A 7,696-nucleotide genomic window follows, 5' to 3' on the forward strand; every position below is an offset into this window, starting at 1 on the left:
GGCAACTAATAAAAACTTTGGCATAACAACATAATGAATACCTATTAATATAAAAATATTGTTCATTCAAGAGTGCATTGTACCAGTCTCTTACTCTCGTCACCGGAGCAGATGACGATTCTAGGAGCTGGGTGCATTGCAATGCGTTCTTTGGATGCCATACGAATGGAAGATGGTGTACCTTCTATATGTGTTTTCATAGGCATATAGCTGGTCGTCCGGAAAGGACACTTCGGACATCTCGTATGGCTACTCCTCTCGTTGAACGGAGGGGGTTCTTGGAACCTTTGAGCAACAACTGCCAAAGGAAACAAGAATCCTCCGCTTCCACCGGCTTTAGCCGATAAGTGGGGGTAGTTCAATTTCCGGATATGAATGGACTCGCATTTTTAAAATGGATTCGTGAGCATTTTACCAATATAGATATTATTATGATCACCGCGGCAAGAGAAATTGACACCTTGAAGCAAGCGATGCATGGCGGAGTATTTGACTATATTATCAAACCGATTATGCTCGCTAGGTTTACCGAAACGCTGGTGAGATATAAAGAATACTATTATAAAATGCACGAACTGATGAAAGGAAAAGAATTAATCGGACAAGAAGACATCGATCAGTTAATCCGCCGCGAACAGACCACAGGCGACGCGGATGACTCATTGCCAAAGGGCATCCAGCCGCTGACATTAGAGAAGGTGCTGGCGGTGGTAAAGCAGTGTAAAGACGGCATTACGGCGGAAGAAGTAGGCAAACGGATCGGCGCAAGCCGGACGACATCACGGCGCTATTTAGAATATCTTGTTTCGATTTCCCAAGTGACGGCCGATATTTCGTACGGCTCGGTAGGAAGGCCGGAACGAATTTATAAGCTAAAAAGATAGGAGGAGGGGAAGTGGATATTTTTCTTCTTATTTTACTCCATGTGATACTGCCAGTATTTTTTCTTGTCGGCCTTGGGGCGCTATTGCATCGCATTTTCCATTTTGACATGAATACTTTATCTAAATTGAATATGTATATGCTGCTGCCGGCGGTTGGATTTACAAACGTGTATGAAAGCCAAATCGACGGAGACGTATTGCTTCAAGTGCTAGAGTTTTTGCTGCTGCAAAACGGAGCGCTAATCGCCATAAGCACAGCTATGGCCAAGTTGTTAAAGATGGACCGCAGTCTAGCGGCGACGTTTCAAAATACGATTGTCCTCAACAATTCTGGCAATTTCGGCATTCCTGTCAGCCAGCTTGTGTTCCACCAGCAGCCGTTAGGGCTGTCGATTCAAATTGTTGTAACAATTTTTCAGAATTTCCTTACTAATACATATGGTGTATTTAATTTTATATCTGCTGATGAAAAGAAAGGGAAAGTGACGGCAGAATTTTTAAAAAATCCAATTATCTATGCACTTTTGCTTGGATTGCTTTTTCGGTCGCTAGACATTCCGGTTCCATCATTTATCTGGAATCCTCTTCAAAATGTCGCCAATGCCTTCTTGGCTATTGCGTTACTGACGCTGGGAGCCCAAGTGGCTTATATTAATCTGAAACAGTTGCCACCGTTGTTGTATCTTAGTGTTTTCAGCCGTCTGCTTCTTTCGCCGGCGGTTGCCGCTGTTATTATTTTTGCATTGCATCTTGAGGGAGTGACCGCTCAAGCTTTATTGATCGCAAGTTCGTACCCATGTTCCAGAAACACCGCGCTTTATGCACTCGAATACGGCCATCATCCGGAGTACGCCGCCCAGGCGGTATTTGTGTCAACGCTGCTTAGTTCGGTGACAGTAACGATGATCGTGTTTCTCTCCAAGATTTTATTCTAATAAGCTATTAACCGTAGGGAAAGGTGCGAAATGCTTGTTTCGCGCTCTTTTCTATGCGGATCGAATTTATTGAAAGTACTTAATTTGCTTGTTTTCCAATCGAAAACTGGTCCTCACTGTAATATGTTGATTTTTCAGAAGAAAAATTTGAATAAAAAATAGTTGTAAAACGTTTTCATTTTGTTTTATAATTCTACTAAACCGGTTTATGAAAACGTTTATAAATACTAAATCGATTTATTAGTGAAAGAGGGATCCCTTTGAAGAAAGTAACGATGGCCGATGTTGCGAAATTGGCCAACGTCTCGAAAAGTACGGTATCGCAATATTTAAATAAACGCTATGAATATATGAGCGAGGAAACAAGAAAACGAATTGCTCGGGCAATTGAAGAGCTAGGATATCAACCGAACATTATCGCCCGCAGCTTAAAACAGAAAACAACAGCGACAATCGGTGTCATTGTCTTTAATATTTTGCATATGCTGACGATCCAAGTCTTGCATGCCATCGAGGAAGCGTGCCAAGAGCGCGGTTTTCATGTCATCGTCTCCAATTCCGATGACGACCCGGAAAAAGAGAAAAAATATATTGACATGTTGCTTGCTAAACAAGTGGATGGCTTGATTGTTTTTACAACAGGAAAAAACGAGGATGTATATCAGCGGCTAGTGGAGGAGCGCTTTCCGCTCGTATTTGTTGATCGCATGGTTCCAGGGGTGGAAGCCGACGCGATTTTGCTTGATAATAAACGCGCAGCCGCTTTGGCAGTGGAATATTTGGCTAGTCACGGTTACGAGCGCATCGGCGCCGTCGCTCCTCCGCTTGCTTCCCATGTCGTTCCAAGGATGGAGCGGATCGAAGGATTTCGGCAGGCGCTAACGGAAAAAGGGCTTCCAGTTATCGCTGATTATTTTGTCACAGCCGAAATTTCCTCCATTCAGAGGGAACTAGCGAAGCTGTTTGCCTCAGGCCGTCCGCCGGAAGCGCTGTTTGCGATTAACGATTTGACATTGATGAAAATTTTACATTTCGTTAAGAACAACGGCATCCATGTGCCTGATGATTTGGCGCTGATTAGCATTGATGATGTTCCGTTTGCCGATATTTATACGCCAACGTTAACGACGATTGCCCAACCAACTTTTGCGATGGGGAAAAAAGCAGCAGAGCGTTTGTTTATGCAAATTGTCAGGAAACAAAAACACAAGCCGCAAATTTTTCGCTTTCCGCCTACATTGATAGAGCGGAAATCTGTCCGACAAAGGGGGAACAACAATGACGGCAGACGATAAAGTAGTCATTGGTGTCGATATCGGCACGACGAGCACGAAAGCGGTGGCGTTTGGTGAACACGGGCAGGTGCTCTCCTCTCATGCAGTGGATTATCCAATCATCCAGCCGCATCCGGGCTGGGCGGAACAAGATCCCGAGGAGATTTTCTCGGCTGTTGTCCAAACTGTAAACGCTGTCATCACCAAATTGCGTCTTGCTTCTCATCAGGTGAAAGCGATGGGATTTAGTGTGGCGATGCATTCGCTAATGGCGTTGGATGGATCCGGACGCCCGCTTACCCGCTGTATTATTTGGGCCGATAATCGCAGCGTCGGACAAGCGGACCGTCTTTTAAGGGAATGGAACGGATTGGATATTTATAAGCGAACTGGCACGCCGATTCATCCGATGTCGCCGCTTCCGAAACTGCTTTGGCTGAAGGAAGAGCAGCCAGATGTATTCCGAAAGGCGCATAAGTTTGTGTCCATTAAAGAATACGTCTTGTACCGGCTATATGGCCAATATGTCGTCGACTATTCGATCGCTTCAGCAACCGGATTGTTTCGCTTGGATACGCTTGATTGGGATGCGGATGTGCTTCAACTTCTAGGCATTACGCGGGCACAGTTATCTAGTTTAGTACCGACAACGCATCTATTGCGGGGCATGAAAAAAGAATGGGCTGAGCAAATGGGGATGGACCCGGACGTACCGGTTGTCGTCGGCGCGAGTGACGGGGTGCTTGCCAATATCGGCGTCGGCGCAATTTTGCCAGGAGAAGCGGCGATTACGATCGGAACAAGCGGCGCGGTGCGGACGATTTCCTCCGTACAAAAAACGGACGAAAAAGGAAGAACGTTTTGTTATGCCTTGACGCCAAACCATTGGGTTGTTGGGGGGCCGACGAACAACGGTGGGATTTTGCTGCGGTGGCTGAGCGATGAATTTGGCGGCCAGGAACGCGAAGTGGCGAAAAGGCTTGGCATCGATCCGTATGATTTGTTGACAAAATATGCGGAGCGGGTTCCGGCAGGGGCAGAAGGATTGCTGTTTCTTCCGTTTTTATCCGGGGAACGGGCGCCATACTGGAATGCGAATGCCAGAGGGACGTTTTTTGGCATCAGCCTTCATCATAAACGGGAACATTTCATTCGCGCGGTAATGGAAGGGGTATGTATGAGCGTCTTCTCCGTTGCCCTGGCGATCCGTGATGTAACGGGGCCGCTTTCGGAAATCCGCGTATCGGGCGGCTTTGCCAAATCGTCATTTTGGCGGCAAATGCTTGCCGATATGATGGGAAAAGAGCTATTAGTGCCGGAAACTCACGAGGCGTCGGCGTTAGGCGCCGCGGCATTGGCATTGTATGCGCTTGGCGATATTCCGTCGCTTGATGCGGTGAAAACGTGGATCCATATTATCGCCCGTCATGAACCGAATACGGAAAATACGCTCATTTATTCTGAATTATTTGATATGTATACGCGGTTGTATGAACAATTAAAAGATGAGTTTGATGTGATTGCTTCTTTCCAGCGCAGAAGTGGCTAACAAGTTTTTAGTAACTAAATCGGTTTAGTTTACATCAAGCGCAACAGAGGGGGAACGAAAAATGGGAATTGCTATTGTTATTGCCGCGATTGTTGTTTTATTGCTGCTGATTACGGCTGCGAAAATGCATCCGTTTGTCGCTTTAATTTTAACGTCCGTTGGTGTCGGGCTTGCGATGGGCATGCCGTTGATCGCGCCGTCGCAGGAAACGCCGGGAATTATTGATTCCATCAAAACAGGTCTTGGCAACACGCTAGGATTTTTAGCGATCGTCTTGGCGCTCGGGACGATGCTTGGAAAAATGATGGCAGAGTCTGGCGGCGCCGAACGCATCGCAAAAACGCTCATTGACCGCTTTGGACGAAAACGCGTTCATTGGGCGATGATGGTCGTTGCCTTTTTAGTCGGTATTCCGGTATTTTTCCAAGTAGGATTCGTCCTGCTCATTCCGCTTGTGTTTACGATTGCGATGGAGACAGGAATTTCGCTCGTGACGATTGGAATCCCGCTCGTTGCCGGATTGTCGGTCGTGCACGGGCTGGTGCCGCCGCATCCGGCGGCGATGGCTGCCGTCGGCATTTTTAAAGCCGATGTTGGAACAACGATTCTTTATTCCATTATCGTCGGATTGCCGACAGCCATTATCGCCGGCCCGTTGTTTGGAAAATGGATCGGGTCGCGCATGTATAAAAAAGTGCCGGCAGAAATCGCCGAGCAGCTTGTGCAGCATAAAGAAGAAAAAGACCTTCCTGGCTTTGGCAACACGTTATTTACGATTTTGCTTCCAGTGATTCTAATGCTGATTGCTTCCATTGCCAATGTCACACTAGACCAAGCGTCGGAAGCATCGAAAGTGTTGCGCTTTATTGGGGATCCGGTCGTCGCCCTGTTAATCGCAACGGTTTATTCGTTCTTTAGCCTTGGCTACGCGCGCGGATTCAACCGCGATAAAGTGTTGAAATTTGCCAACGACTGCCTTGGTCCTGTCGCCAATATTTTGCTTGTCATCGGCGCCGGCGGAGCGTTCAATAAAGTGCTCCTTGACTCGGGCATTGGGGAGCAAATTGCCGATTTAGCGAAGCATTCCCATCTGTCTCCGCTCCTATTAGGATGGGGAATCGCCGCACTCATTCGGATCGCAACCGGCTCGGCGACCGTATCGATGATGACAGCGGCCGGCATCGTCGCCCCGATTGCTGCGAGCATTCCAGGTACGAACACGGAATTGCTCGTATTAGCGACCGGAGCAGGATCTTTGATTCTATCGCATGTCAACGATTCCGGCTTCTGGATGATTAAAGAGTATTTTGGCATGACCGTCAAAGAAACGTTGATGACATGGACAGTGATGGAGACGATTATTTCCATGGTAGCGTTTGTATTGATTGTATTGTTGAACTTAGTGATTTAAGAATAGAAGAAAAACTAGAAGAAAAAATGTCAGGAACTTGCTATAACGAGTCCTGACGTTTTTTTGCTAAGTTTCATGTAATAATTTGTGACATAAAAATTCGAAATATATTATATTTTTAGATTTTTGTCTTGCTTAAATGGGAAAATTATGTATAATGTTGTATATAAATATTACATTTTATGTTATTTAATATTACATAAAATGAAGGGAGGGAAATAGAAAGCTTCTCACGCAGCCATGAGAAGCTTTTACCAAATCAGGTATATGCCTGATTCTAATTAGCCATAATAATTTAGAATCTTGTAAGGAGTGTTTACATGAAGAGATTGGAATGGAAAGCTTTTAAACTGTTAGTCTTGCTTTTATGCGGGCTTATGTTTGCATTAAGCGGATGTGCTGTGTCATCGGCAGTCGATGAGGTGAAGGAAAGTAAGAAAGAAACAAGCACATCGGGAACGGGCGACACGGTCAAAGTAGGTATTCTTCATTCATTGAGCGGCACAATGGCGATTAGTGAGGTATCATTACGTGATGCGGAGTTAATGGCGATTGAAGAGATTAATGAATCAGGCGGTCTGCTAGGGAAAAAAATTGAGCCTGTGATCGAGGATGGGGCTTCAGACTGGCCGACGTTTGCAGAAAAGGCGAAAAAGTTGTTGCAGAAAGATAAAGTGGTGGCGATCTTTGGAGGATGGACATCGGCAAGCCGAAAAGCAATGCTTCCTGTCGTAGAGCAAAATAATGGTTTACTTTGGTATCCTGTACAGTACGAAGGGATGGAGTCTTCACCAAATATTTTTTATACAGGTGCCACAACCAATCAGCAAATCGTCCCAGCGGTAAGCTGGCTGCTAAAAAATAGAGGGAAGAAATTTTTCTTGCTTGGCTCGGATTATGTGTTTCCACGTACAGCAAATAAAATTATTAAAGCTCAATTAAAGGCAGAGGGCGGACAATTGGTAGGAGAAGAGTACACTCCGATTGGTCATACCGATTATAGCACGATTATTAGCAAAATTAAAGAAGTGAAGCCGGATGTTGTGTTTAATACATTAAATGGAGACAGCAACGTCGCTTTCTTTAAGCAATTAAAAGATGCCGGGATTACGTCAAAAGATTTAACTGTTATGTCCGTCAGTATCGCAGAAGAAGAAATTCGTGGAATTGGCGGCGATGTGTTGGCCGGTCATCTTGCCGTGTGGAATTATTTCCAGACAACTAATACACCGGAAAATAAAGTGTTTGTAGAAAAATATAAAAAGAAATACGGGAAAGATCGAGTCACTGATGACCCGATCGAGGCAGCGTATTTAGCCGTTCATTTATGGGCGGAAGCGGTGAAGAAAGCAGGTTCTTTTGATGTAGATAAGGTGAAAAAAGCAGCGGATGGCATTGAGTATAAAGCGCCTGGCGGAACGGTAAAAATCGATGGGGAAACACAACATACATGGAAGATTGTGAGAATAGGAGAAATACAGCCAAACGGACAGTTTAAAGAACTATGGAATTCCGGAAAAGCGATCAAGCCAGATCCTTACTTAAAAAGCTATCAATGGGCGAAAAATTTAAATTAAGTGAAAAATATCAGTTGTGGAAAGGAGTTTAGGCTCCTTTCCATTTCCAAGAAAGGAGCATTCCTG

Annotated in this window: 6 protein-coding genes; all 6 read left to right on the plus strand. The window is 45.3% G+C overall.

Annotated elements, in window-relative coordinates:
• Nucleotides 1–347: 347 nt before the first annotated feature.
• Entirely contained in the window at nucleotides 348–884 is a 537-nt protein-coding gene (locus GCA01S_RS03985; protein WP_255212256.1) for a response regulator, read from the plus strand.
• An 11-nt stretch (nucleotides 885–895) separates the two neighbouring features.
• Entirely contained in the window at nucleotides 896–1,819 is a 924-nt protein-coding gene (locus tag GCA01S_RS03990) for an AEC family transporter (RefSeq protein WP_042407414.1), read from the plus strand.
• 260 nt (nucleotides 1,820–2,079) lie between these two features.
• A complete protein-coding gene (locus GCA01S_RS03995; RefSeq protein ID WP_042407417.1) occupies nucleotides 2,080–3,114 on the plus strand; it encodes a LacI family DNA-binding transcriptional regulator in 1,035 nt (344 codons plus the stop codon).
• On the plus strand, nucleotides 3,098–4,642 hold the full coding sequence (gene gntK / locus GCA01S_RS04000; protein WP_042407420.1) for a gluconokinase: 1,545 nt from the start codon (nucleotides 3,098–3,100) through the stop codon (nucleotides 4,640–4,642). The genes GCA01S_RS03995 and gntK overlap by 17 nt, the downstream gene beginning before the upstream one ends.
• A gap of 61 nt (nucleotides 4,643–4,703) precedes the next feature.
• Nucleotides 4,704–6,053 (plus strand): GntP family permease, encoded by a 1,350-nt coding sequence (locus GCA01S_RS04005; RefSeq protein ID WP_042407425.1) that lies wholly within the window; start codon nucleotides 4,704–4,706, stop codon nucleotides 6,051–6,053.
• A gap of 320 nt (nucleotides 6,054–6,373) precedes the next feature.
• Nucleotides 6,374–7,630: an urea ABC transporter substrate-binding protein gene (gene urtA, locus GCA01S_RS04010; RefSeq protein ID WP_042407427.1), complete on the plus strand. Its 1,257-nt coding sequence runs from the start codon at nucleotides 6,374–6,376 to the stop codon at nucleotides 7,628–7,630.
• The last annotated feature ends 66 nt before the right edge of the window (nucleotides 7,631–7,696 follow it).

It is taken from the genome of Parageobacillus caldoxylosilyticus NBRC 107762 (assembly GCF_000632715.1).
Taxonomy (GTDB): domain Bacteria; phylum Bacillota; class Bacilli; order Bacillales; family Anoxybacillaceae; genus Saccharococcus; species Saccharococcus caldoxylosilyticus.

Coding starts and splice junctions, on each gene's coding strand:
- urtA (WP_042407427.1), top strand. CDS start 6,374: ATGAAGAGATTGGAATGGAAAGCTTTTAAACTGTTAGTCTTGCTTTTA.
- gntK (WP_042407420.1), top strand. CDS start 3,098: ATGACGGCAGACGATAAAGTAGTCATTGGTGTCGATATCGGCACGACG.
- GCA01S_RS04005 (WP_042407425.1), top strand. CDS start 4,704: ATGGGAATTGCTATTGTTATTGCCGCGATTGTTGTTTTATTGCTGCTG.